Below are 24,165 nucleotides of genomic sequence, written 5' to 3' on the forward strand. Positions count from 1 at the left end.
CCGCACGGTAAGTATCGACCTAGGGGGAGTCATGTTCGAACGGTTGGGGCGCTTCGTCGTCTACAACCCGTGGAAAGTCATCTTCGCCTGGCTGGTGGTGGCCGGCGCGATCCTCGCGCTCGCCCCCACCCTGGACGAGGTCACCAACCAGGACCAGGCCAACTTCCTGCCCGACAGCTACGAGTCCGTGCAGGCGCTGGAGCTGGCTCAGCAGCAGTTCGCGCAGACCAACGACGCGACCGCCACCATCGTGGTGAAGCGCACCGACGGCCAACCGCTGACCGAGGCCGACCACGACACCGTCGGCGGTCTGGCGCAGGCGATCGACGCCGCCGACATCGAGCGGGTCACCGGTCTGGTCGGCCCGCCCGCGCCATCGCCGAACAACCAGGTCGAGTTGGTCACCGTCGGCCTGGTCGGGCTCGCCGAGGACCAGGCGCTGATCGACGCGATCCCCCGACTGCGCGACACGGTCGACACGGCGCTGGCCGACACCGGCCTGGACTCCGCCGTCACCGGCGACGTGGCGATGTTCGCCGACAACGCCGACGCCTTCGACACCGCCCTGGTCGTGGTCGGCATCGCGACCATCGTCCTGATCATCAGCCTGCTGCTGATCATCTACCGCAGCCCGGTGGCGGCCCTGCTGCCGATCGTCGCGGTGAGCGTGGTCAGCGCCGTCTCGCCGGGACTGATCGCCTGGGTGGCGAAGTTCGCCGACCTCCAGGTCGACCCGTCCCTGGAGATCATCCTGACCATCGTGCTCTACGGCGTCGGCACCGACTACATCCTGTTCCTGCTGTTCCGCTACCGGGAGCGGCTGCGGGCCGGCGACGACCGCAAGGTCGGCCTGGTGAACGCGGTGGCCCGGGTCGGCGAGGTGATCGCCTCGGCCGCCGCGGCCATCGTGATCGCGTTCAGCGCCCTGCTGCTGGCCGTCTTCGGCGCCTTCACCAGCCTTGGCCCCGGCCTGGCGATCGCCGTGGTGGTGATGGCGATCGCCGCCCTCACCCTGGTCCCGGCCATCGTCTCGCTGCTCGGCACCAAGGTCTTCTGGCCGTCGAAGTCCTGGCAGAAGGTGCCCACCGGCACCACCTTCCAGCGGCTCGGCCGGTTCACCGGCCGCCGCCCGGGGGTGGTCGCCCTGGTCTCCGGCGGCCTGATGGTGGTGCTCGCGCTGGGTGTCTTCGGCATGAAGTGGGACTACGACCAGACCGGCCAGCTCCCGTCGGACACCGAGTCCGCCCAGGGCTTCGAGGACCTGCAGGCCGGCTTCCCGCCGGGCGCCCTCAACCCCACCACCGTCTACATCCGCAGCGACAACGGCACCCCGCTCGACCCGACCGAACTGCGGCGGTACGCCGAACGCCTCGGCGCCGCACCGGGCGTCGGCGGCACCATGCCCGCCGGTCAGGACGGCAGCCCGGTCGGGCTGAGCCAGGACGGCATGGCAGCCCAGATCAACCTGCTGCTGGCCGACAACCCGTACTCGCCCGAGTCGCTGGACCTGGCCGGCGGCGAGCTGCGCGACCTGGCCCACGCCGAGGCCCCGGCCGGCACCACCGCGCTGGTCGGCGGGGTCACCGCCACCTTCGCCGACATCCGGGACGCCAACAACCGGGATCTGCGGGTCATCCTGCCGATCGCCGGCCTGCTGATCGCGATCGTGCTGGCCCTGCTGCTGCGCAGCCTGGTCGCGCCGATCTACCTGATGGCGGCGGTCTTCCTCGGCTTCCTCAGCACGCTGGGTGCCACCGTCCTGGTCTTCCAGGGCATCGGCAGCCGGCCCGGGCTGTCGTTCATGCTGCCGACGATCCTCTACCTGTTCGTGGTGGCGATCGGCACCGACTACAACATCCTCATGATCGCCCGGCTGCGGGAGGAGGCCCGGCTCGGCAACGATCCCCGCACCGCCGCCGACCTGGCCGTCGAGCATGGCGGACCGTCGGTCGGCGCGGCCGGGCTGATCCTGGCCGGCACCTTCGCCTCGATGATGCTGGCCGGGGTGGCGTTCCTGACCGAGATGGGCTTCGCGGTCGCCGTCGGCATCGCCATCTCGGCGTTCGTGATGTCGATGTTCCTGGTGCCGAGCATCACCGCCCTACTCGGCCACAAGGCCTGGTGGCCCGGCCACGGCGACGCCCCCCGCGACGCCGCACACCCACCCACCGACCCGGCCACCACCCCCGCCGAACCGGCGGTGGCCCACTAACCCTTGATCAAATGATGAAAACGGTCGCTACCGGAGCCGGTAGCGACCGTTTTCATCAACTGATCTTCAGCCCCCGCCGCCCCCACCAGCGCCCCGCCCTCACCAGCGCCCCAGCCTCACCAGCGCCCCAGCCTCGCCGAGAGCACGGCCAGCGCCGCCACCCCCGCCGTCGAGGTACGCAACACCTCGGCCCCGAGCCGCACCGGCACCGCCCCCGCCGCCTCGAACGCCGCCAGCTCCCCCGGCGCGATCCCGCCCTCCGGCCCGATCACCAGTACGATCTCGCCGGCCACCGGCAACGCCACCCGGGACAACGCCAGCCCCGCCTCCTCATGCAGCACCAACCCGGTGACCACGCCCGCCGCACCGGCCGCACCAGCCGAGCCCGCAGCGCCGCCGCAGCCCGCCGCGCCCGCAGCACCGCCGGAGCCCGCAGCACCGCCGGAGCCTGCCGCACTCGCGCCGGGCTGGGTGACCGGGCCGGTCAGCCGACGGGCCACCTCGCCGGTCGAGGCGGCCGCCGCGACGGTCGGGTGCCACGGCCGGCGGGACTGCTTGGCGGCCTCCCGGGCGGTGGCCACCCAGCGCTGCCGGGCCCGCTCCCCCCGCTCGTCGCGCCACCGCACCACCGAGCGTTCCGCCGCCCAGGGCACGATCTCGTCGACCCCCACCTCGGTCATCGCCTGCACGGCCAGCTCGCCCCGATCGCCCTTGGCGATCCCCTGGACCACGACCAGCCGGGGGTCGGGCGGCTCGGCGTACCCCCGGGTGGTGATCGTCAGGTCGAGGGTGCCGCGGCCGACGGCCGTGACCACCGCGGTGGCCGTGCCGCCCCGCCCGTCGGTGAGCAGCAGCGGCTCGCCGACGCGCAGCCGCGCCACCGTGGACGCGTGGTGGCCCTCCGGGCCGTCGAGGGTGCAGGTATCGCCGGTGGGCAGCGCCCCGACCAGGAACGACGGCGCGGACAACGGTCAGGCGTGACCGTTGAACGCGTCGCGCATCCGGGAGAAGAAACCGCCCTGCTTGCTCAGCTCGGCGACCTCCTCGCCCCGGGTCTTCGCGAACTCGCGGAGCATCCGCTCCTGGTCGGCGTCGAGCCGGGTCGGGGTGCGCACGTCCAGGTGCACGTAGAGGTCACCCCGGCCGGTGCCGCGCAGGTGCGGCACTCCGCGGGCGCGCAGCCGCAGCGTGCTGCCCGGCTGGGTGCCCGGCTTGACGTCGACCGGCTCCTCGCTGTCCAGGGTCTTGATGGTCAGCCGGGTGCCCAGCGCCGCCGCCGTCATCGGGACGGTGACCCGGCAGTGCAGGTCGTCGCCCTTGCGGGAGTAGACGTCGTGGGTGCGCTCGTGGATCTCCACGTAGAGGTCGCCCGCGGTGCCGCCGCCCGGTCCGACCTCGCCCTGCTGGGCCAGCCGGATCCGCATCCCGTCCTCGACCCCGGCCGGGATCTTCACGGTCAGCGAGCGGCGGGTCCGCACCCGGCCCTCACCGGCGCAGGTCGGGCAGGGGTGCGGGACGATCGTGCCGTGGCCCTGGCAGACCGCGCACGGCCGGGACGAGACCACCTGGCCGAGGAAGGTCCGCTGCACCGACTGCACCTCGCCCCGGCCGCCACAGGCGTCACAGGTGGCCAGGTGGGTGCCGGCGGCGGTGCCGGCGCCGGTGCAGGTGGTGCAGAGCACCGCCGTGTCGACGGTGATCGGCGCCTCCACCCCGAACGCGGTCTCGTGCAGGTCGAGCTCGAGCCGCAGGATCGCGTCCGCCCCCGGCCGGGTCCGCGGCCGGGGGCCGCGCGCACCGGACGCCCCGAAGAACGCGTCCATGATGTCCTGGAACCCGACGAACGGGCCGGCCCCACCGGGACCGGCGCCCGGACCGCCGCCACCGGGCGCGAGCGGGTCACCGCCGAGGTCGACGATCTGCCGCTTCTGATCGTCGGAGAGCACCTCGTAGGCGGCGTTGATGTCCTTGAACTTCTCGTGCGCCTCCGGGTCCGGATTCACGTCCGGGTGGTACTGCCGCGCCAGCTTGCGGTAGGCGCGCTTGATCTCGTCGTCGGAGGCGTCCCGGCCGACGCCGAGAATGCCGTAGTAGTCCTTGGCCACTGCGTTCCGTGTCCTCATATCCGTCTCGCGCTGCCATTCGCCGGTCGTCAGGGGTCAGTTCTGCGCCAGCAGGTCGCCGACGTAGCGTGCCACGGCCCGCACCGTGGCGATCGTGCCGGGGTAGTCCATCCGGGTCGGGCCGAGCACGCCGAGCCCACCCACGATCGTGGCCCCCGGCCCGTAACCGGTGCTGACCACCGAGGCGGCCCGCAGATTGTCGATCTCGTTCTCGTCGCCGATCCGGACCCGCAGGGTGCTCGGCTCCACCTCGCCGATCAGCTTGAGCAGGATGACCTCCTCCTCCAGCGCCTCCAGGATCGGCCGCAGCGAGCCCTGGAAGTCCAGCAGGCCGCCGCGGGTCAGGTTGGCCGTGCCGGCCAGCGCGATCCGCTCCTCGTGCCGCTCCACCAGGGTCTCCAGCAGCACCGTGGCGAGCGTGGTCATCGCCGGCCGCAGCCGGGGCGGCACCTCCTCGACCAGGGCCTGCACCAGCGGCGGAGTCTCCGAGAGCCGGCAGCTGACGAGCTTCTCGTTCACCAGTTGCCGCAGGTCGGTGACGTCGTCGGCGGGCACCGGGGCGGGCAGCTCGACCAGCCGCTGCTCCACCCGACCGGTGTCGGCGATCATGACCAGCATCAGCCGGGTGGTGGAGATCGGGACAAGCTCCAGGTGCCGCACCGAGGAGCGGGCCAGGCTCGGGTACTGGACCACCGCCACCTGGCGGGTGAGCTGAGCCAGCAGCCGGACCGTGCGGTGCACCACGTCGTCCAGGTCTACCGCGCCGACCAGGAACCGCTCGATCGCCCGCCGCTCGGCCGGGGTGAGCGGCTTGACCCGGGAGAGCCGGTCCACGAAGAGCCGGTAGCCGCGGTCGGTGGGCACCCGGCCGGCACTGGTGTGCGGCTGCCGGATGTAGCCCTCCTCCTCCAGCACGGCCATGTCGTTGCGGACCGTGGCCGGCGAGACACCCAACTGGTGCCGCTCGACGAGCGACTTGCTGCCGACCGGCTCCTGGGTGGCGACGTAGTCCTCGACGATCGCGCGCAACACGTCGAGCTTGCGGTCGTCCAGACCCATCTTCACCTCCCCGACGGCGGGTGGCGCCGGCGCTGGCTGCGCCCGCCTGGCACTCGAATGTAGCGAGTGCCAGTCTACGTCGTCGCCCGGGCCAGGCGCGATGATCGCCGGCCGGCTGGCCGGCGGGCCTCCCCCGAACGACCGGCCCCCAGACCATACCTCCGGACGCCTAACAGCTTCGGTCGGTAATTGTCCACAGATTTCACGGGTGTTGTCTGGCGCCATTTGACCCGTGCCCCTACCGTGACCCCATGACTGAACCACCTCGCCCTCCCGGAGAGGGCTACCCCGGCAGCCCGTCGGACCCGACCTCTCCGCCCGCACCCCCCGGGTCCTACTCGACTCCGGGCGAGGCCCCCGCTCCCGGCTACCCGCCGCCCTCGTACGACCAGGGCGGCTACCCCCCACCCGGTGGCGGCGGCTATCCCCCGCAGGGCGGCGGTTACCCGCCGGCCGGCGGCGGCTACTACGGGGGCGGCCCGGCTCCGGCCGGCTACGCGAACAACGATGAGAAGACCTGGGCCCTGGTCGCCCACTTCGGTGGCGCGGCGGGCGCGCTGGTCGGCGGCGGCGCCGGCGGCTGGATCGCCCCGCTGGTCGCGCTCCTGGCCAAGGGGAACGAATCCCCGACCGTCCGGGCGCACGCGGTGAACGCGCTCAACTTCCAGATCCTCTGGTCGATCATCGCCATCGTGGGTTACATCACGATGTGCATCTTCATCGGCTTCCTGATCACCCTTGCGGCGTGGATCATCGCCACGGTCTTCGGCGTGATCGCCGGGCTCAAGGCGACAAACGGAGAGCTGTACAACTACCCCATGTCGATCAAAATGATCAAGTAACCAGCGCTGTTCGTCGGGCCGGGCCACCCCCTGGGGTGCCCGGCCCGACGTCGTCACGGCAGCAGGTCGCGGACCACCGCGTCGGCCAGCAACCGGCCGCGCAGGGTGAGCACCGCCCGGCCGGCCGCGTACTCGGGGGCCGAGAGCAGGCCGGCGTCGCGGGCCTCGACCGCGCCGGCCAGCCCAGCCGGGTCGAGGGCGGCCAGCGGCAGCCCGGAGCGCAGCCGCAGCCGCAGCATCACGTCCTCAATGTGCCGGTCCACCGGGGTCAGCAGTTCCCGGCCCTGCCCGGGTGACTCGCCGGCCGCCAGCCGGGCCGCGTACGCCGCCGGGTGCCGCACGTTCCACCAGCGGACGCCGCCGACGTGGCTGTGCGCGCCCGGCCCCAGGCCCCACCAGTCGCCGCCGCGCCAGTAGAGCAGGTTGTGCCGGCACTCGTCGGCCGGCGTCCGCGCCCAGTTGGAGACCTCGTACCAGGTCAGGCCGGCCGCGTCGAGGGCGGCCTCCGCGGCCAGGTAGCGGTCCGCCGCCACGTCGTCACTCGGGTACGGCAGCTCGCCGCGCCGCATCCGGGCCGCCAGCCGGGTGCCGTCCTCGACGATCAACGCGTACGCGCTCACGTGGTCCACTCCGGCGGCGGTGACGGCCGCCAGCGACCCGGCGAAGTCGTCCGCGCTCTCCCCCGGCGTGCCGTAGATCAGGTCCAGGTTGACGTGGTCGAACCCGGCGTCGCGGGCCTCGGCGGCGGCGGCGGTGGCCCGGCCCGGGGTGTGCCGGCGGTCCAGCACGGCGAGCACCCCGGCCGCGGCCGACTGCATGCCGAGCGAGATCCGGGTGTAGCCGGCCGCCCGCAGCTCCTTGAGCGAGGTCGGGGTGACCGACTCCGGGTTGGCCTCGGTGGTGATCTCCGCGTCCGGCGCCAACCCCCAGGTCCGGTCGATGGCGTCCAGCATCCGGGCCAGGTCGTCGGTGGGCAGCAGGGTGGGCGTGCCGCCGCCGACGAAGACGGTGTCGACCCGGGGCGGCGGCGCGTCGCCGAGCACCCGGGCGGCGAGCGCCAATTCGGCGAGGACCGCGTCGGCGTACTCCTGGCGGCTGGCGCCGGGGCCGAGCTCGGCGGCGGTGTAGGTGTTGAAGTCGCAGTAGCCGCACCGGCTGGCGCAGAACGGCACGTGCAGGTAGACGCCGAACCCCCGCGCGCCCACCGCCGCGCGGGCGCCGTCGGGCAGCGCACCGTCGGTCGGGACGGGCTCACCATCTGGGGGTACGCCGGGCATCCCACTAGTGTGCCCGGCATGAGCGACAACGAGCAGCGGACCGGCCTGGTCGGGATCTCGACCGCCGCCGGGGTGCGGACCCTTACCCTGGACAGCCCGCACAACCGCAACGCCCTCTCCACCCCGTTGATGACCGAGCTGCTGGCCGGCCTGGCCGCGGCGGTGGCCGACGATGCCGTCCGGGTGGTGGTGATCTCCCACACCGGCCCGGTCTTCTGCTCCGGCGCCGACCTCGCCGAGACCGCCGCCGCGTACGCCAGCGGCCGGGTGCCGGTCGGGATGCTCGGCGACGTGCTGACCGCGATCTGGGAGTGCCCGAAGCCGGTGCTGGCCCGGGTCGGCGGCCCGGCCCGGGCCGGCGGGCTGGGCCTGATCGCGGCGGCCGACATCGCGGTCTGCGCCGAACCGGCGACGTTCGCGTTCACCGAGGTCCGGCTCGGGGTGATCCCCGCTGTGATCTCGGCCACCGTGCTGCCCCGGCTGCAGCCGCGCGCCGCGGCCGAGCTCTATCTGACCGGCGACACCTTCGACGGCCGGCGGGCGGCGCAGATCGGCCTGGTCAGCGCGGCGGTGCCGGCCGACGGGCTGGACGCGGCGGTGGCCGGCTACTGCGCGGCGCTGGTCCGGGGGGCGCCCGGGGCGCTGGCCGGCGCCAAGGAGCTGCTGCGCCGGCCGACGCCGGCCTCGATCGGGGCCGAGCTGGCCGAGCTGTCGGCGCTCTCCACCGGCTACTTCCTCTCGGCGGAGGGTCGGGAGGGGGTCGCGGCGTTCCGGGAGAAGCGGCCCGCCCGATGGATCCCGGTGGACTGACGCCGGCACGTACGCTGGCTGCGGAGCCGAGCGCGCCGACGATGCCGGGTCGGCTCCACAGTCGAACTGAGGGGTGACCGTGCGTGCTCGGGTGATCGCGATTGTCGCCGCGCTGGCGTTGGTCGCCGGCTTCGGGGTCTACCTCGGCGGCCGGGAACTCACCGGGTCGTTGCCGATCACGCTGGGGATGCGGGGCTGCACGGTGGAGGCCGACGGCCGGGTCGAGCTGACCGCCAGCCAGATGGCCAACGCCGCGACCATCGCCGCGGTCGGCATCCGCCGGAAGATGTCGGAGCAGGCGGTGGTGGTCGCCCTGGCGACCGCCTACCAGGAATCCAGGCTGGAGAACCTGGCCGGCGGCGACCGGGACTCGATCGGCCTGTTCCAGCAGCGCCCCAGCCAGGGGTGGGGCACCCCGGAGCAGATCCGCGACCCCCGGTACGCGGCCAACAAGTTCTACGCCGGGCTGAAGAAGGTGCGCGGCTGGGAGCGGATGCGGGTCACCGACGCCGCCCAGGCGGTGCAGCGGTCGGCCTTCCCGGAGGCGTACGAGCAGTGGGCCGACGAGTCGGCGGTGCTGGCCCGGGCCCTGGTCGGCAACGCCACCGGGGCGGTGGCCTGCCGGGGCGTCGGCGATCCGGCGCTGCGCGGCAGCGCCGCGGCCAGCGCGCTCGACGACCAGTTGCGGCTGGACTGGGGCCGGCTGGAGACCACCGTCGCGGCGGAGCTGTCCGGCCTGGCCGTCACCGCCGCCGACGAGCGGGCCGGCTGGCGGTACGCCCACTGGCTGGTCTCGCACGCCAAGGACCACGGGGTACGGCGGGTGCGCTTCGGCACTCTGGAGTGGACCTCCGGTGCCGGCAACTGGTCCACCGTCGCCGACGACGAGTCGGCCGCCGGCCAGGTGTTCGCGGAGGTCTTCGCCGACAGGTGACGACGGCGACCGGCGGACGCCGGCCAGTGGAAGCCGACCGGTGACGACAACGCCGATGGGGCGCCCGAACCGGGTGGTCGGGCGCCCCATCGGCGTTGTGGTCAGGTCCCGGCTCGCGCCGGAACCCGGTCAGTAGCGGCTGACGCCGCGGCGGCGGCTGCCGACGCCCGCGATCAGCGCGACGGCGATGGCCGCGACCAGCACCTGGATGAGCAGCTCGGTCCAGTCGATACCGGCGGTCTGGGTGGCGATGCCGGCGGCCCGGGCGATCACGGTGCCGAGCAGCGCGGCACCGACGCCGACGAGCATGGTCAGCCAGAGCGGCATGTTCTGCCGGCCGGGGACGACCAGACGGCCGAGCGCCCCGATGATCAGACCAACGATGAGTGCGGTGATGATGCCCATGACGGTGAATTCCACGGCCGTCCTCCTCCAAGAAGTGTCACACGCTGTTGTTGTGGTGACGGCTAGATTCCCGGCCGCAGCGACGCTCAAACCGATCCATGCCCCAGACGTCGCGCAACGTCGGCAACGGCCGCATTCATCGTCGAGAACGCCAAAGCGGGCGGATCGGCGACGGAAAACCACTTCATTTCGGACGATTCGCTTGGGTCAAGGGTAACTTCTCCGCGCGGGATGGTGGCCAGATAGAAGATTTCCAGCAGCGGCAGCGCCTCGTCCTGGAACTCGTAGCTGCCCACGTACATCCCGATCAGGTCGCCCAGGGTGACATCGACGCCGAGTTCTTCGCGGGCCTCCCGCCGCGCGGCGTCGGTGGGGTGCTCGGCGCCGTCGCAGAATCCGCCGGGGGTCTCCCACCGGCCGGCCCGGGGCTCGGCCACCCGGCGCAGCGCCAGAAAGTGCGGCCGGTCGCCGTCCCCGTCGAGCACCACCAGGTTGACCGTCGGGCGGGCGTTGACGAACAGCTGGTAGCCGCAGCCGGCGCAGGCCACCGGCGGCGGTCCGGACAGCGGCGCCGCACAACGCGGGCAGAACCGGGCCGCCGGCCCGTACGCCCGGAGGGTCACTTCTTCCCGCCGGCCTTCCCGTCGCCGCCGTCGGAGGTGGAGAGGGCGGCGATGAAGGCTTCCTGCGGGACCTCGACCCGGCCCACCATCTTCATCCGCTTCTTCCCCTCCTTCTGCTTCTCCAGCAGCTTGCGCTTCCGGGTGATGTCACCGCCGTAGCACTTCGCCAGGACGTCCTTGCGGATCGCCCGGATCGTCTCCCGGGCGATCACCCGGTTGCCGATCGCCGCCTGGATCGGCACCTCGAACTGCTGCCGGGGGATCAGCTTGCGCAGCTTGGCCGCGATCGTGGTGCCGTAGTTGTAGGCCTTGTCCTTGTGGACGATCGCGCTGAACGCGTCCACCGCGTCGCCGTGCAGCAGGATGTCCACCTTGACCAGCTCGGACTGCTGCTCGCCGGAGGGCTCGTAGTCCAGCGAGGCGTACCCCTTGGTCCGGCTCTTGAGCTGGTCGAAGAAGTCGAAGATGATCTCCGCGAGGGGCAGCGTGTAGCGCAGCTCGACCCGGTCGGCGGAGAGGTAGTCCATCCCCTTGAGGGTGCCCCGCCGCCCCTGGCAGAGCTCCATCACCGCGCCGACGTAGTCGTTCGGGGTCAGCACGGTGGCCCGCACCACCGGCTCGTACACCTCGGCGACCTTGCCGGTCGGGTACTCGCTCGGGTTGGTGACGGTCACCTCCGCGCCGTCCTCCATCAGCACCCGGTAGACCACGTTCGGGGCCGTCGAGATCAGATCGAGGCCGAACTCGCGCTCCAGCCGCTCCCGGATGATCTCCAGGTGCAGCAGGCCGAGGAAGCCGCACCGGAACCCGAACCCGAGCGCGGCCGAGGTCTCCGGTTCGTAGTTCAGCGCGGCGTCGTTGAGCTTGAGTTTGTCCAGCGCGTCCCGCAGGTCCGGGTAGTCCGAGCCGTCGATCGGGTACAGCCCGGAGTAGACCATCGGCTTCGGGTCCTTGTAGCCGCCGAGCGCCTCGGTGGCCGGCCGGTTGTTGATGGTCACCGTGTCACCGACCCGGGACTGCCGGACGTCCTTCACACCGGTGATGAGGTAGCCCACCTCGCCGACGCCGAGCGCCGTCGACTTGAGCATCTCCGGGGAGATCACCCCGATCTCCAGCAGTTCGTGCACGGCGCCGGTGGACATCATCTTGATCCGGTCCCGGGCCTCGATCCGGCCGTCGATGACCCGCACGTAGGTGACCACGCCCCGGTAGACGTCGTAGACCGAGTCGAAGATCATCGCGCGGGCCGGGGCGGCCGCGTCGCCGACCGGCGGCTTGAACTGCCGGACGATCTCGTCGAGCAGATGCGGTACGCCCTCCCCGGTTTTGCCGGAGACCCGGATGCAGTCCTCCGGCTCGCCGCCGATCAGGTGCGCCAGTTCCTCGGCGAACTTGTCCGGCTGGGCGGCCGGCAGGTCGATCTTGTTGAGCACCGGGATGACGTGCAGGTCGTTCTCCAGCGCCAGGTAGAGGTTCGCCAGCGTCTGCGCCTCGATCCCCTGCGCCGCGTCGACAAGCAGCACCGCGCCCTCGCAGGCGGCCAGCGAGCGGGAGACCTCGTAGGTGAAGTCGACGTGCCCCGGCGTGTCGATCATGTTGAGCACGGCCGCCTCGCCGGCCCGTTCGCCGTCGCGCACGGTCCAGGGCATCCGGACCGCCTGGCTCTTGATCGTGATGCCGCGTTCCCGCTCGATGTCCATCCGGTCCAGGTACTGGGCGCGCATCTGCCGGTCGTCCACCACCCCGGTGAGCTGCAGCATCCGGTCGGCCAGCGTCGACTTGCCGTGGTCGATGTGGGCGATGATGCAGAAGTTCCTGATCCGACCGGGATCGGTCGTACCAGGCGCGTTCGCGCCGGGATCTGGCGTCGGTGGCACAGCAGTCCGTTCTGATCGGCTCGGGTCCGGGGTCGGCCCGGGTCTGGTCGGTCAAGCCCTGGCCTGGTCGGTCGTGGCCTGGTCGGGTCGTGGCTCGTTATCGGCTCGTGGCTCGTCTTCGGTACTGGGTCGCGGTCGGCTCCGGTCAGCTCGCCGGCTGGTGGTGCTTTGTCGGCTGGCGGATCCTGATCGGCTGGTGGTGGCAGGACGGCCGGCGCTGGCGCCGGCCCGACACCTATGTTCCCATGCCGCCCCGCCCCGGGTCTGATCACTCCTCCCGCCCGGCCCGGCCGGGTGCGCCGGCGGGTCCGCCGGCGCCCGGCGGCCAGCCGCCGCGGGAGTCGGCCAGCTGATGTCGGCCGGATGATGTCGTTGCGATGATCAAGGCAGGATGGTTCCATGCCCACTGTTTGTGTCCCGCCGGTCCCCTACGGCACGACGGCCGTGCGTCCGGGCTGGGCCGAGCTGCCGGCGGAGCTGCGGACCGCCATCGCCGCCCGGCTGCACTCCCCGGTGGTCTGGGCGACCACCGCGCACGGCGGGTTCACCCGTGGCTTCGCGGCGGTGCTCGACACCGAGGCCGGGGACCGGGTGTTCGTCAAGGCGGCCTCCCTGGCCGACCAGCGGCACCTGAGCGACTACTACGCGCGGGAGGCCGCCATCAGCGCGGTCCTGCCCGCGGGGCTGCGGGTGGCCCGACCGCGGTGGACCCTCACCGTGGCCGGGTACTACGTCATCTGTCTGGACGCCATCGACGGCCGCCTGCCGACCCTGCCGTGGGACCCGGCGGAGCTGGACGCCACGCTGGCCGGTTACGCCACCGTCGCGGCGAGCCTGACCAACCCGCCGGCCGAGCTGGTGGCGCTGGGCCTGCCCGAGCTGGCGGAGATCGCCCGGACCGACCTGTGCTGGTGGCGCGACATCGCCGCCGGGGTCGAGCCGCTGCCGACCGTCGCGGTGCGTGGGCCGGCCGGGGCGCTCGCCGGGCCCGGGCTCCGCGGCCACCTGCCGGAACTGGCGGCGCTGGAGGCCCTCCTACCCTCGTACGCCCGGACCGGCTCGGTGATCCACTGCGACCTGCGGGTGGACAACGTGCTCATCGACCGGGCCGGCGACGCCTGGTTCTGCGACTGGAACTGGGTCTGTTACGGACCCGCCTGGTTCGACGTGGCCGGCCTGCTGGTCACGGCGTACGCCTCCGGGTTGGACGCCGATCGGCTGTTCGCGGAGTCGCCGACCGCCCGGCAGGCACCGCCGGATGCCCTGGACGTGACGTTGGCTGCCCTCGCCGGGCACTGGCTGACCCGGGCCGCCGCCGGCCCGAGCAGCGGCTCGCCGCATCTCGGCGCGCACCAGCAGTGGAGCGGGGAGATCGCGCTCGGCTGGCTCGCCGAACGCCGCGGCTGGCGCTGAAGCCGGCCGGGCTGACCGGTTTTGGCCCCGGTCGGCCGACCTGGTAGCCTGGCTTTTCACGTGCCCAACCCGGCACGGGTACAAGCACGGACTCAGCTCGAGTCAGCAAACCAGCGAACTCGAGTCAGCAAACCAGAAACCCTAGCTACCAGGACGAGGCTGTCGCGTGGCGAACATCAAGTCCCAGATCAAGCGCAACCGGCAGAACGAGAAGCGCCGGCTGCGCAACAAGTCGGTCAAGTCGTCGCTGAAGACCGCCATCCGGAAGTTCAACGCGGCCGCCGAGAGCGGCGACGCCGAGCAGGCCACCGCTCTGATGCGGGCGGCTTCGCGGCAGTTGGACAAGGCCGCCAGCAAGGGCGTGATCCACGCCAACCAGGCGGCGAACCGCAAGTCGGCGATCGCCAAGCGCATGGGGTCGCTCGCCGCCTGACCAGGCACCCGGGCCTCGGCCCGTCGAGCGAGCCTCGGGCGCGCAGATCTTCGATCGGGCGTCGACCGGCCACCGGCCGGGTCGGCGCCCGTCGCGCTGTCCGGGGCGCCGTGCTTTCCACGCGGTGCCCGACGGCTGTTCACTCGTAGCGTCGGTGGGCTGACTGGCGTAACCGCTGCTCGGCGGCATCGGCCGGGTAGTGCGCCCGGGCGTCGATCCGGGCCGACCGCTGATCTGGCCGGCGGTAGGAATCCAATCGCCCGTACGAGTGGGCGTTGAGGCCGCTGCGGCCGGAGTGGGCGGCGGCCAGCCCGGAGGCGGCAGGTTCCACGGCCGGCGGGGCTCCGGTTCGTGCCGCGTCGGCGACCGGTCGGGGCCGGGTCCGGGGGGTGGCCAGCTCTGGCCGTACCCGCGCCACCGCCGCCGATCCCGGCTCAGCCCCCGCCGCTGCCCGGTCGGCGTCGAACCGAGCCACCCCGGCCCGGTCCGCTTGCCGGCCCGTCGGGACCGGCACGGTCATCGGGTAGGCCAGCGCGCCGGGCACGGTGGCCCGACCGACCACCGGCTGCAACTCGCGCCGGAAACGCTCCTGCTCCAGTTCCGGCACCCGGGCCGCGGAGCGGGCCACCGCCGCGGCCACCAGGTCATTGACCTTGACCATCACCGCCACCGAGGCCGGCAGGATGAGCAGCCCCCACCAACTGATCAGTTCGGCGAGCGCGAGCAGGAACGCCAGGATCAGGGTGCCTTCGAAGAAGGCGAAGCAGAGCAGTCCGCCGGGGTCGAGGTGGCTCAGGCCGAGCACCCGGGCGTAGAGCGGACGGAGCCGGTCCTCGTCGGCGGGAATGCCGGCCGGGTCCGGTAGGAATCCGATCGGCTCGGGGAAGCCGGCGGCGGCGCGGCGCACCGCGACCCGCCCGAACCAGGCCGGCACGCTCATCGCGGTCCACCTCCCGCCGGTGTGGCACCGCCCCGGCGGGCGCCCGCCACCGCGAACACGGCCCGTTCCAGGGCGTACCCGCGGTCCTCGGCGCCGCCCTTGACGGCGGCGTTGCAGTCGGCGGCCGCCCGCATCGCTTCGACCAGCCCTTCCGGGGTCCAACCTCGACCCTGCCGCTGCGCCCGCTCGATCTTCCAGGCCGGCATGCCGAGGCTGCTGGCGAGCTGGTAGGCGTTGCCGCGTCCGGCGGAGCTGACCCGCGCGACGGTGCGTACCCCGTCGGCGAGGGCGTCCGCGATCGGCACCGGGTCGACGCCGACGTGCAGCGCCCAGCGCAGCGCCTCCAATGCGGCCGGCACGTCGCCGACCACCGCGGCGTCCGCGACGGTGAAACCGCTGACCTCGGCCCGACCCCGGTAGTAACGGGCCACCGTGTCGACGCCGATCCGGCCGTCGGTGTCGGCGATCAGCTGGGAGCAGGCCGAGGCGAGTTCCCGCAGGTCGTTGCCGACGGCGGCGAGCAGCGCCTCGGCCGCGTCGTCGGTGCAGCGACCGCCGCCGCGCCGAATCTCGTCGCGGACGAATGCGACCCGGTCCCGGTGGCCCTTGAGCTTCGCGGCCGGCACCACCTCCGCGCCCGCCGCCCGGAGTCCGTCCGCGAACGCCTTCCCCTTGGCGCCGCCGAGGTGGGTCACCACCAGGTGGACCTCCGGGTCCGGATTCTTCGCGTACGCCAGCAGCGCGGTCACCAGGTCCTTGCGGGCGTCCTGACCGGACCGCAGGATCAGGACCCGCCGTCCGCCGAACAGCGACGGGCTGAGCATCTCGGCGATCTCCCCGGGGCTCACCGAGCCGGCCTCGTACTCGCGTACGTCGGCGCCGGGGTCGACGGCCCGGGCGGCCTCGGTCGTCGCCGCCACGGCGCGGGTGGCGAGCAGTTCCTCGTCGCCGAGGACGAGGACGACCGGTGCGGGACTGGCGGGGCTCACGCCGCCCATAGTCGCACGCGCCGAGTGCGCATTGGACCTGGTCACCCCCGTTCCCACGGCCGACCCCGCACTTGGCGCAAATCCAGACATTTGCCTCGGTCAGCTCTACTGGGTGGTCACCTGCGTTCCCCCGGGCCGCGGGTCACCACCCCCAGCCCGCCGCCGGGGCGCACCACCACCGCGACGTCACCGTCGACATCGGTACGCAGCACCCGGGCGCCGTTGCGGGCCAGCCGGGCCAGCACTGCGGGGTTCGGGTGCCCGTACCCGTTGTCGGTGCCCACCGGCACCAGCGCCACCGCCGGCGAGACCGCGTCCAGGAAGGCCGGACTCTGGTACGCCGACCCGTGATGGGCGACCTTGAGTACGTCCACCGCCAGGTCGGCGGTCGGATCGGTGAGCAGTTCGTCCTGGAGTTCGGACTCGGCGTCGCCGGCCAGCAGGATCCGCACGCCGCGGACCTCGGCGAGCAGCACCACCGAGTTGTTGTTCGGGTCCGACCTGGTTCCGCGCAGCGGTGCCGGTGGCCCGACCGAACGCACCGTCAGCGGACCCGCCGTCCACCGCCAACCGGGCCGGACCACCCCCACCGGCACCCCACCCAGCGCGCCGGCCCGGCTGACCGCGTCCCGTCCGGCCACCGGCTCCGGCCACTGTGGGGTGAGGATGGCGCCGACCCGGCGGCGACGCAGCGCGCCGTCGAGCCCGCCCACGTGGTCGGCGTGGAAATGGCTCACGACCAGCAACGGCACCGCCCGTACGCCGAGCCCGCGCAGGCAGCGGTCGACCGCGGTCGGCTCCGGGCCGGCGTCGACCACCACCGCCCGCCCGGCGGCCACCGGGAGCACCACCGCGTCGCCCTGCCCGACGGCGCAGGCGGCGACCACCCAGTCGCGCGGTGGCCAGCCCGGCGCGGCGAGTCGGACCGGCAGCGCCCCGAGGACGGCGGCGACGGCGGCGACGGCCAGCAACCGGCGCGGCAGCCGGCGGCGGGCGGCCGCCAGCACGGCGACGGTGAGCGCGCCGAGCAGCAGTCCACCCGGGACACCGTCCCACCAGGGCAGGGTGCCGGCCGGCAGCCGGGCGCCGTGGCGGGCCACCAGGACCAGCCACCAGGCCGGCCAACTCGCCAGCCAGGCGGTGAACTCGGCGCCGGCCGGCCAGATCGTCGACAGCACGGCGGCCCCGACGCCGAGCACCGTGGCGGGCGCGATCGCGGGCACCGCGAGCAGGTTCGCCGGTACGGCCACCAGGCTGATGGTCCCGGAGAGCCCGGCCACCACCGGCGCGCAGGCGAGCTGGGCGGCGGCCGGAATCGCCAACGCCTCGGCCAGCCCGGCCGGCATCCCGCGCCGCCGCAACCTGTCCCGCCAGCAGGGTGCGATCAGCAGCAGCCCACCGGTGGCCAGCACGGAGAGGGCGAATCCCGGGTCGCCGGCGAGCGCCGGGTCGAGGCAGATCAGCGTGGTGATCGCGGCGGCCAGCGCCGGCAGCGCCGCACGGGTGCGCCCGGTGGCGAGCGCCAGCAGGCCGATCGCGCCCATGGCGGCGGCCCGCACGACGCTGGGCGAGGGCCGGACCAGGATCACGAAGCCGATGAGCGCCACGCCGCAGAGCCCGGCCGCGAGCCAGGGACCGGCGCGACCCCACCGGGCCAGCAACAGCACCAGGCCGACCACGATCGCCACATTGGAGCCGGATACAGCGTTCAAATGGGTCATACCGGTCACCAGGAAGTCTTCCTCGACGGCCGGTTCCAGCCGGCTGGTGTCGCCGACCACCAGCCCGGGCAGCAGGCCGCCCGGCTCGATCGGCAGCGGCGCACAGGCCCGTTGCAGCCCGGCCCGCAGGGTTCCCGCCGCCCGCTGCGCCCAGGACGGCTCGCCGGTCAACTGCGGTGGTTGTCGGGCCGACAGCACCGCCGCCGTCAGGTCGCCGCCGCGCGGTGCCAGCAACCGTCCCTCGGCGGTCAGCCGCTGGCCGGGCAACAGGTTCTGCCATCGGGCGTCGCTGGCCAGCACGAGAACCCGCGCCGGCACCACTACCGGCGCGGCCGACCCGGTTCGCAGCCAGATCAGCTCGGCTGAGAGCAGGTAGCTGGGCGGGCGACCGGCGGCCCCACGGACGGCGCGCGGGTCGTCGCGTACCACCAGGCGCACCGTCACCGTGGCACCCGTCGCCACCAGGGCGGTGATCGCCGGTGCGTCCCGGACGGCGAGCCGCGCACCGGTCGCCGCCCCGCCACAGACAGCACCGATCAACACCGACACGGCGAACCAGCCATACCCGGCAACCAGCCCGGCCCGAGCCACCAGCCCGGCCCGATCAGACCGGGTAGACGGCCCGGATTCGATGGGGCGAGCGCGTCGGCGGGTCCGGATCAGGTAACCGGCGAGGGCAGCGGCGGCACCGCCGACCAGGGCGGTCGTCAATACCGTCAGGTCGGTGCCGAGCCAGAGGCCGGCCAGCGCGGTGAGCCAGGCACCGACCGCCACACCGGCCAGCCGCAGATCGGGCGGCTCGGCCCGGGAGTCGTCGGATGCCGGCTCGGTCACGTCGTCGTCCCGGTGGACCGGTCGGTTCGGGTTCACACCGTCACCAGGTCCTTGAGATCCTCGTACCGGGCATCACCGATGCCGTTGACCTGGCGAAGGTCGCTCACCGAGCGGAACGCGCCGCGGTCCGTGCGGTGGTCCAGAATCCGTTGCGCGAGCACCGGACCGACCCCGGGCAGCGCGTCCAACTCGGCCAGCGTGGCGGTGTTGAGGTTCACCTTCCCGGCCGGTGGCCCGCCGGCGCCCGGCCCGGCGGCGCCCGGCCCGGCGGCACCCGGCCCAGCGGCGCCGGGCTGCCCGAACCCGGGCGGGGCGGTGACACCGACCAGGATCAGCTCGCCGTCGGTCACCTTGCGGGCCAGGTTGAGCAGGGTGACGTCGACCCCGGGCAACGCCCCGCCGGCCGCCTCGATGGCGTCCGCGACCCGGCCGCCGGGCGGCAGCCGCACCAGACCCGGGCGGCGCACCTTGCCGGCGACGGCGACCACCACCTCACCGCCGGGACCCGCGCCGGGTGACCCGGCGGTGTCGGCCCCGCCTGAAACGTCCGGATCCGACGGCCCGCTCTGATCGACCGAGACGACGGGCGGCTCGGCGGCCACCGGCTCGGTCCGGGGCCGGGACTGCCAGGCCCAACCGGCCGCCCCCAGCACCACCAGCACGGCCACCACGGCCAGCGCCCGAACTCCCCGCCGCCCCGGATCGAACGCCCGCGGACCGGGCAACCGGGACCCCTCGCCAGCCCGCGCCGCCTCCATCGGCGGCAGCGCAGACTCGACAGTTCGTGCCGGCTCCACCGGCGGCGGCGTCGGCCCGGCAGCCCACGCCGACCCCACCGGACGCGACGACCCCAGCGGACGCGACGACCCCACCGGACGCGACGACCCCGACAGCACCGGACCGGCAGGCAGCGCCGGCCCCGTGCTTCCCTGGTCCGGCAGCGGCCGAGGTCGGCTTCCGGTCGGCGCGGCCGGCGTTGCTTCCGCCAGCATCGCCGAGGGCCGGCCCACGTCAGTAGCGGGCGACCAAGGCTCGACGGCCCCCGGCATCAGCCGCGACAACCGCTCCCACACCGCTGTCTCGTCGTCATCTGGCACAACCGGCAGCGTGCCCCGCGAACCGCCGCCGGATCAGCCGAAGGCCGACCTACTGTGGACAACCGGCCCGGCTGTGGAAAACGCCCTGATCTTGGCCGGTTCTGCTAGGCCGTACGCCGCCGCACCGGCCGGTCGCACCGCGCCGGGGTGGCCAGCGGGCCGTCCACGAGGCCGGTCAACACGTCGAGGAAGACCGTCCGGTCCCGGTCGGAGAGGGCGGCGAACACGTCGTCCTGGATCCGGGCCGCGATGGCGCGGGCCCGCGCGAGGACGTCTTCGCCCTCGGCGGTGACCGTGATGATCCTGGCCCGACGGTCGGCACTGGACAACCGCCGCTCGACCAGACCGGCCCGCTCCAGTTCGTCGACGGTGACCACCATCGTCGTCTTGTCGATGCCGCAGAGATCGCCGAGCCGCTTCTGCGTCAGTGCGCCGGCGACGGCCTTGACCAGTACGCAGTAGGCCCGCGGCGAAATGCCCAGTTCGGCCAGTCTTGCGGCGTGTTCGGTGGTGACCACGTGGCTTGCCCAGGACAGCAGGAACATCAGGTCGGGGCTGCTCCCCGTCGCCGCCGGGGTGGTCATGCCGCGAGCATAACAAGATGATCTGCCGCCGGACCGTCCTCAACGGAGCAGGTCAACCCGCCGATCTCGGCACATCGGCCAGGGCCTTCGACCATTCGGTGCAGTTGGCCGGCTTTGCGCCCCGCGACTCGGCCCGATAGTCGCGCAGTCGGACAACTCCGTACGGTGACAGCCGCCCTAGTTGCCCATTGCCGGGCACGCCACCCACCCTGACTCTAAGTAGACGTAGCCTGACCCTAGGTAGAACCACCGTCGCATCGCGATCGGGGACCGACAAGTGGAGCTTGCTCGGGAGGACGTCTTGCAGACTTTTGGCAGCCAGCGCAGCGCCGGATCGCCGCCGGGTGGGACACCATGAGGCCCGGCGACGAACCGGGGGTGCGGTCACCGATCCCGGGCCAGGGGCGGTTCCAGCCGGCCCTCGGCGGCAACCCGACCCGGGCCGACCGCCCGACCTGGACCGACCGCCCGAACCGAGCCGAGAACGATCCCCCCGACGATGCGACGGCCTGGTACACCGCCGGCTGGGAGCGGTTGGCCCGCCGGGCCTACCCGGACGCGGTCCGGTGCTTCCGGGAGTACCTGTCCCGGGCCCAGGTGTCGGCCGGACCGGCCGGCCAGGCCGATCTGCGTCGCCGCGCCGAGGTGCACGGCGCCACCGCCGTCGCACTGCTGGCCGCCGCGCCGGCCAACCCCCAGGTGGCCGCCGTCACCGACCACCTGCTGGCCGCCCGCACGACCGTACTGGGCCCGGTGCTCGCCGCCGTGGTGCGGCAGGACCACTACCACGCCGCCCGGGTGGAGCCGCCCGCCGCGCTCTCGGTGATCGCCGACCGGGCCGACTTCGACCGGCTCACCCGCGACGATCTCACCCTGCTCACCGAGCATCTCGCCCCGACCGACACCGACGCCTGGCGGCTGCTCCGGCACCGGGCGAGGCAGGTCGGCGTACCCCTGCGGGATTTCCGACCGGCCGCCGCGCCGCTGATCGATCAACCGGCCACCCGGCCGACCGGGCCAGCCGGTTCGGGCGCGCCGTCGGCCGGACCGAGCACCGCGCCGGGCCGGGCGCCGGAGGCGGACGGCGGGTCCGACGGACCCACCCCGCCCCGGGTACGCCGGCAGTCCGGCACCGACACCGGCGCCACCCGTACCCTGCTCGCCGGCGGATTCGGCCTGTTGCTGCTGGCCGTGCTGAGTTTCGCCGCGGTCGGTGACCCGGCGCTCGCCTCCTGCCTGGCGGTGCTCTCCTTCGCCGCCGGCTGCGGCCTGCTAACCAGCGGACTACGCGCCGCCAGCCGCCGGACCACAGGCGGCCGGCGGGACCGGGACGGCCGGCGGGATGCCGGCGGCGCCGGCCGCTGGATCAGGGGCGGCGGTGTACGACGACGCAGGCCAGACCCGGACCGACATGCGCCGCCACCACCGCGCCGGCCTCGGTGAGATAGCGGTCGCGTAGCCGGTCGCCGAGCCGCTGCCGCAGCACGTCGCCCAGGTCGGTGGCCCGCTGCGGCGCCCCGAGATGGTGCACCGCCACGTCCACCGCGCCGTCCCCGGCCGCCTCGACGGCCAGGTCGACCAGCCGGGCCAGCGCCCGCCCGGCGGTGCGCACCTTGTCCCGGACGGCGATGGTGCCGTCGACGACGTGCAGGATCGGCTTGACCGACAGGGCGGTGCCGAGGAACGCCTCGGCCGCCGTGATCCGGCCGCCCCGGCGTAGGAACTCCAGCGTGTCGACGTAGAAGAAGGTGTGGGTGCGCGCGATCGTGTCGAGCGCTGCCTGGCGTACCCCGTCCAGGTCCTCGCCGCGGGCGGCGGCCGCGCCGGCCGCGAGCGCCGGGAACCCCAGGCCCATGCCGGTCGACCGGGCGTCGACGACGCTGACCCGGTCGCCGAACTCGGTGGCGGCCAGCGCCGCGGCCTCGTGGGTGCCGGAGAGCCGGGCCGACAGGTGCACCGACAGCACCGCGTCGGCGCCGGCGTCGAACAACCGGCGGTACGCCTCGGCGAACTGTTCGGGGGCGGGCCGGGAGGTGCTCACCGCGACCCGCCGGGCGGTCAGCGCCGCGGCCACGTCGGCCGGTGACACCTCGACCCCTTCGAGCCCTTCCACCCCGTTGCGGACCACCACCAGTGGCACGACGGTCAGCGCGTGTCGGCCGGCCAGTTCGGCCGGCAGGTAGGCGGTGGAGTCGGTGACGACCGCGACGGGCATGCCGGCACGGTAGCCGATCATCGCGGGTCCGGCCCGTCGACGGAGAAGATCAGAAGGCGGGGGTGAGTTCCTGGCTGATCAGGCCGGCGTTGTGCGCGGTCAGGTGCCAGCCGCGGATCTCGTCGTGCCGCAGCTCGGTCCAGTGGCAGTTCTGCAGGGCGCGGACCTTCGCCATCACCTCGGGACCCCAGCCGAGCAGGTGGCCGAAGCCCTGCCGGGCGCCGCCGCCGTGGGTGGCCACCACGACGGTTCCGCCGGGCACCGCATCGGCCGCGTCCTGCAGCGCGGCGGCGACCCGTTTGCCGAGGTCGTCGAGGCTCTCAATCTCGCAACCCGGGTCCTGGTCACCGGAGCGCCAGCGGGCGTGCTCGGTCGGGAACCGCTCGGCCGCCTCGACCATGGTCAGGCCCTGCCAGTGGCCGTAGTACCGCTCCCGCAGCCGGGGGTCGGTGCGGATCGGCAGCCCGGTGAGGGCGGCCAGGGCCCGCGCGGTGTCGGCGGCGCGTTGCAGGTCGCTGGCGAAGAGCGCGTCGGGTCGCAGGGTGGTGAGCAGTTCGGCCGCCCGGCCGGCCTGCTGGCGGCCGAGGTCGTTGAGGGGTACGTCGAGCTGGCCCTGCACCCGGTTGGCGGCGTTCCAGTCGGTGTTGCCGTGCCGCCAGACGATCAGCCGGGTCATTCGGCGGTGCCCGCCTCCGCCTGGACCAGGTCGCGGTCCACGAACGGGATGGTGGGGCAGTCCTTCCAGAGTCGGTCGAGCGAGTAGAACTCGCGCTCCTCGCTGTGCTGCACGTGGATCACGATGTCGACGTAGTCGAGCAGCACCCAGCGGCCGGCGCGTTCGCCCTCACGGCGGACCGGCTTGGCCTTCTCCGGGAGGTCGACCAGCTTCTCCTCGATCGCGTCGACGATGGCGAGCACCTGCCGCTCGTTCGGCGCGGAGGCGAGCAGGAAGACGTCGGTGATGGCCAGCTGGTCCGACACGTCGAGGATGACGATGTCCTGCGCCTTCTTGTCGGCGGCGGCCTGGGCGGCCGTGAGAGCCAGTTCGAGTGCGCGTTCGGAAGCTGTCACCTTGCTCCTTACGATGATCCGTCGGACGCGTACAAGCGTCTCACACCTGGCGACGGAACGACCCGGCAGTTTGCTGCCGTTAGCGGATCAACGTGACGAAACTACTCGCGGTAGAGGCCGCGTTTCGCGATGTACTGCACCACACCGTCGGGGACCAGGTACCAGACCGGTACGCCCTTGGCGACCCGGGCCCGGCAGTCGGTGGAGGAGATCGCCATCGCCGGCACCTCGACCAGGCTGACGGTGTCGGCGGGCAGGTGGGCGTCGGTCAGTTCGAAACCGGGCCGGGTGACGCCGATGAAGTGGGCCAGCTCGAACATCTGGTCCAGGTCTTTCCAGGAAAGGATCTTGTCCAGCGCGTCGGCGCCGGTGATGAAGAAGAGCTGGACCTTCGGGCCGTACTCGGCGTGCAGGTCGCGCAGGGTGTCGACGGTGTAGGTGGGGCCGCCGCGCTCGATGTCGGCCCGGCTGACCTGGAATCTCGGGTTGGAGGCGGTGGCGATGACGGTCATCAGGTAGCGGTCCTCGGCCGAGCTGACCGGTTCGTCCGCCTTCTGCCAGGGTTGCCCGGTCGGGACGAACACCACCTCGTCCAGGCCGAACCGGTCCGCCACCTCGCTCGCCGCCACCAGGTGCCCGTGGTGGATCGGGTCGAAGGTGCCCCCCATGATCCCGACTCGCCGGATTTCGCCGTCCACGCCTTGAT

Annotated in this window: 24 protein-coding genes; 8 read left to right on the plus strand and 16 right to left on the minus strand. The window is 73.3% G+C overall.

Annotation, left to right across the window (positions count from 1 at the left end):
- The first annotated feature begins 31 nt into the window (after nucleotides 1-31).
- Entirely contained in the window at nucleotides 32-2,212 is a 2,181-nt protein-coding gene (locus O7627_RS25870) for an MMPL family transporter (RefSeq protein WP_278096075.1), read from the plus strand.
- A gap of 116 nt (nucleotides 2,213-2,328) precedes the next feature.
- Here O7627_RS25870 and O7627_RS25875 read toward each other — a convergent pair whose 3' ends face one another.
- From O7627_RS25875 to hrcA, 3 genes are read right to left on the minus strand one after another with little or no spacing between them, the layout of a single operon-like run.
- The gene (locus O7627_RS25875; protein WP_278096076.1) at nucleotides 2,329-3,180 is read right to left on the minus strand and encodes an RsmE family RNA methyltransferase; all 852 of its coding nucleotides are present in this window, start codon (nucleotides 3,178-3,180) and stop codon (nucleotides 2,329-2,331) included.
- Between the two features lie 3 nt (nucleotides 3,181-3,183).
- A complete protein-coding gene (gene dnaJ / locus O7627_RS25880) occupies nucleotides 3,184-4,317 on the minus strand; it encodes a molecular chaperone DnaJ (RefSeq protein ID WP_278098435.1) in 1,134 nt (377 codons plus the stop codon).
- A 54-nt stretch (nucleotides 4,318-4,371) separates the two neighbouring features.
- Nucleotides 4,372-5,394 (minus strand): heat-inducible transcriptional repressor HrcA, encoded by a 1,023-nt coding sequence (gene hrcA / locus O7627_RS25885; RefSeq protein ID WP_278096077.1) that lies wholly within the window; start codon nucleotides 5,392-5,394, stop codon nucleotides 4,372-4,374.
- A gap of 251 nt (nucleotides 5,395-5,645) precedes the next feature.
- Here hrcA and O7627_RS25890 point away from each other — a divergent pair, with 251 nt between their 5' ends.
- The gene (locus O7627_RS25890) at nucleotides 5,646-6,236 is read left to right on the plus strand and encodes a DUF4870 domain-containing protein (RefSeq protein WP_278096078.1); all 591 of its coding nucleotides are present in this window, start codon (nucleotides 5,646-5,648) and stop codon (nucleotides 6,234-6,236) included.
- 53 nt (nucleotides 6,237-6,289) lie between these two features.
- Here O7627_RS25890 and hemW read toward each other — a convergent pair whose 3' ends face one another.
- On the minus strand, nucleotides 6,290-7,513 hold the full coding sequence (hemW, locus tag O7627_RS25895) for a radical SAM family heme chaperone HemW (protein ID WP_278096079.1): 1,224 nt from the start codon (nucleotides 7,511-7,513) through the stop codon (nucleotides 6,290-6,292).
- An 18-nt stretch (nucleotides 7,514-7,531) separates the two neighbouring features.
- Here hemW and O7627_RS25900 point away from each other — a divergent pair, with 18 nt between their 5' ends.
- Both O7627_RS25900 and O7627_RS25905 read left to right on the plus strand, forming a co-directional pair.
- A complete protein-coding gene (locus O7627_RS25900; RefSeq protein WP_278096080.1) occupies nucleotides 7,532-8,323 on the plus strand; it encodes an enoyl-CoA hydratase-related protein in 792 nt (263 codons plus the stop codon).
- Nucleotides 8,324-8,402: 79 nt separating this feature from the next.
- A complete protein-coding gene (locus tag O7627_RS25905; RefSeq protein ID WP_278098436.1) occupies nucleotides 8,403-9,257 on the plus strand; it encodes a hypothetical protein in 855 nt (284 codons plus the stop codon).
- A 129-nt stretch (nucleotides 9,258-9,386) separates the two neighbouring features.
- Here the strand turns inward: O7627_RS25905 and O7627_RS25910 are convergent, their stop codons facing one another.
- From O7627_RS25910 to lepA, 3 genes are all read right to left on the minus strand, one after another.
- Complete coding sequence (locus tag O7627_RS25910) at nucleotides 9,387-9,677, minus strand: GlsB/YeaQ/YmgE family stress response membrane protein (RefSeq protein ID WP_278096081.1); 291 nt, start codon at nucleotides 9,675-9,677, stop codon at nucleotides 9,387-9,389.
- Between the two features lie 71 nt (nucleotides 9,678-9,748).
- Nucleotides 9,749-10,210 (minus strand): NUDIX hydrolase, encoded by a 462-nt coding sequence (locus tag O7627_RS25915; protein WP_278096082.1) that lies wholly within the window; start codon nucleotides 10,208-10,210, stop codon nucleotides 9,749-9,751.
- A gap of 71 nt (nucleotides 10,211-10,281) precedes the next feature.
- Nucleotides 10,282-12,162, minus strand: coding sequence for a translation elongation factor 4 (lepA, locus tag O7627_RS25920; protein WP_278096083.1), 1,881 nt, complete (start codon nucleotides 12,160-12,162; stop codon nucleotides 10,282-10,284).
- Nucleotides 12,163-12,269: 107 nt separating this feature from the next.
- Here lepA and O7627_RS25925 point away from each other — a divergent pair, with 107 nt between their 5' ends.
- The 3 genes from O7627_RS25925 to rpsT all read left to right on the plus strand — a co-directional run bounded on the left by O7627_RS25925 (nucleotide 12,270) and on the right by rpsT (nucleotide 14,008).
- The gene (locus O7627_RS25925; protein WP_278096084.1) at nucleotides 12,270-12,515 is read left to right on the plus strand and encodes a hypothetical protein; all 246 of its coding nucleotides are present in this window, start codon (nucleotides 12,270-12,272) and stop codon (nucleotides 12,513-12,515) included.
- A 46-nt stretch (nucleotides 12,516-12,561) separates the two neighbouring features.
- On the plus strand, nucleotides 12,562-13,575 hold the full coding sequence (locus O7627_RS25930) for a phosphotransferase (RefSeq protein WP_278096085.1): 1,014 nt from the start codon (nucleotides 12,562-12,564) through the stop codon (nucleotides 13,573-13,575).
- Between the two features lie 166 nt (nucleotides 13,576-13,741).
- Nucleotides 13,742-14,008 carry a 30S ribosomal protein S20 gene (gene rpsT / locus O7627_RS25935; RefSeq protein ID WP_278096086.1) on the plus strand — a complete coding sequence of 89 codons (267 nt, stop codon included), beginning with the start codon at nucleotides 13,742-13,744 and terminating at the stop codon, nucleotides 14,006-14,008.
- A gap of 139 nt (nucleotides 14,009-14,147) precedes the next feature.
- Here the strand turns inward: rpsT and O7627_RS37215 are convergent, their stop codons facing one another.
- From O7627_RS37215 to O7627_RS25960, 5 genes are all read right to left on the minus strand, one after another.
- Complete coding sequence (locus O7627_RS37215) at nucleotides 14,148-14,948, minus strand: hypothetical protein (RefSeq protein ID WP_347404675.1); 801 nt, start codon at nucleotides 14,946-14,948, stop codon at nucleotides 14,148-14,150.
- Nucleotides 14,945-15,946 carry a DNA polymerase III subunit delta gene (gene holA, locus O7627_RS25945; RefSeq protein ID WP_278096087.1) on the minus strand — a complete coding sequence of 334 codons (1,002 nt, stop codon included), beginning with the start codon at nucleotides 15,944-15,946 and terminating at the stop codon, nucleotides 14,945-14,947. The genes O7627_RS37215 and holA overlap by 4 nt, the downstream gene beginning before the upstream one ends.
- Nucleotides 15,947-16,053: 107 nt before the next feature.
- The gene (locus O7627_RS25950; RefSeq protein ID WP_278098437.1) at nucleotides 16,054-18,492 is read right to left on the minus strand and encodes a ComEC/Rec2 family competence protein; all 2,439 of its coding nucleotides are present in this window, start codon (nucleotides 18,490-18,492) and stop codon (nucleotides 16,054-16,056) included.
- A gap of 32 nt (nucleotides 18,493-18,524) precedes the next feature.
- On the minus strand, nucleotides 18,525-19,289 hold the full coding sequence (locus O7627_RS25955; protein ID WP_278096088.1) for a ComEA family DNA-binding protein: 765 nt from the start codon (nucleotides 19,287-19,289) through the stop codon (nucleotides 18,525-18,527).
- Nucleotides 19,290-19,693: 404 nt separating this feature from the next.
- Nucleotides 19,694-20,173: a MarR family transcriptional regulator gene (locus O7627_RS25960; protein ID WP_278096089.1), complete on the minus strand. Its 480-nt coding sequence runs from the start codon at nucleotides 20,171-20,173 to the stop codon at nucleotides 19,694-19,696.
- A gap of 354 nt (nucleotides 20,174-20,527) precedes the next feature.
- On the opposite strand from O7627_RS25960, the gene O7627_RS25965 reads away from it, so the two are divergent.
- The gene (locus O7627_RS25965; protein ID WP_278096090.1) at nucleotides 20,528-21,616 is read left to right on the plus strand and encodes a hypothetical protein; all 1,089 of its coding nucleotides are present in this window, start codon (nucleotides 20,528-20,530) and stop codon (nucleotides 21,614-21,616) included.
- Here the strand turns inward: O7627_RS25965 and O7627_RS25970 are convergent.
- The 4 genes from O7627_RS25970 to nadD form a co-directional block, all read right to left on the minus strand.
- On the minus strand, nucleotides 21,540-22,388 hold the full coding sequence (locus tag O7627_RS25970; RefSeq protein WP_278096091.1) for a DegV family protein: 849 nt from the start codon (nucleotides 22,386-22,388) through the stop codon (nucleotides 21,540-21,542). The two genes, O7627_RS25965 and O7627_RS25970, sit on opposite strands and share 77 nt — an antisense overlap.
- 49 nt (nucleotides 22,389-22,437) lie before the next feature.
- Entirely contained in the window at nucleotides 22,438-23,064 is a 627-nt protein-coding gene (locus O7627_RS25975) for a histidine phosphatase family protein (RefSeq protein ID WP_278096092.1), read from the minus strand.
- Nucleotides 23,061-23,459: a ribosome silencing factor gene (rsfS, locus tag O7627_RS25980; protein WP_278096093.1), complete on the minus strand. Its 399-nt coding sequence runs from the start codon at nucleotides 23,457-23,459 to the stop codon at nucleotides 23,061-23,063. The genes O7627_RS25975 and rsfS overlap by 4 nt, the downstream gene beginning before the upstream one ends.
- A 101-nt stretch (nucleotides 23,460-23,560) precedes the next feature.
- Nucleotides 23,561-24,157 carry a nicotinate-nucleotide adenylyltransferase gene (gene nadD, locus O7627_RS25985; RefSeq protein ID WP_278096094.1) on the minus strand — a complete coding sequence of 199 codons (597 nt, stop codon included), beginning with the start codon at nucleotides 24,155-24,157 and terminating at the stop codon, nucleotides 23,561-23,563.
- Between the last annotated feature and the right edge of the window lie 8 nt (nucleotides 24,158-24,165).

The sequence above is a fragment of the Solwaraspora sp. WMMD1047 genome (assembly GCF_029626155.1).
Taxonomy (GTDB): domain Bacteria; phylum Actinomycetota; class Actinomycetes; order Mycobacteriales; family Micromonosporaceae; genus WMMD1047.